General features: G+C 46.8%; 1 protein-coding gene. It reads right to left on the bottom strand.

What is annotated here, in order from left to right; translation table 11 throughout:
• Nucleotides 1-491, bottom strand: a 491-nt coding sequence (locus tag A3761_RS06835) for a type II secretion system protein N (RefSeq protein ID WP_304439596.1), incomplete at both ends; no start/stop codon positions are given.

Below are 491 nucleotides of genomic sequence, written 5' to 3'. Positions count from 1 at the left end.
CTTCCAAACTACCTTGCTCATAGAGACTTTTCATTAACTCTTTATCGCGCTGAATATCACCAAGGTTATGACCATTCACCGAGCGTATCACATCACCCTTGTTAAGATTTAGCCCCGACAACATTGGGTTTCCACCTTGGTAAACATACCCCTCTGAAGAAGCTTTCAGCCCAACTGAGCCCAATGCAGCGACAGGATCTTCCTGTAAGCGCTCTGCAGCCTCATCCATAAATTGCTGAGGCGTTTCTACTGATTCCACCCTTGCTCTTCTTTTCGGCTGGGCTTTAACCGGCGTTACCTTAGAAAAACTGCTACTGCCTTTGATGCTCTTCTTTTCTTCAAAAGCCAAAGTTTCTAGCCTTCCGTTACGCCTCAAGAGAATACGATCACTATATACCTCTTCCAAAGTGGCCCTGCCTGGTAGGGCATCACCTATGCCATAGTAATCCGCCTTCTTGCCAATCTCTTCTACTATAGCACCCGATGCGCCA

It is taken from the genome of Oleiphilus sp. HI0123, from assembly GCF_001635315.1.
This window is presented reverse-complemented; position numbering and strand designations above follow the sequence as displayed.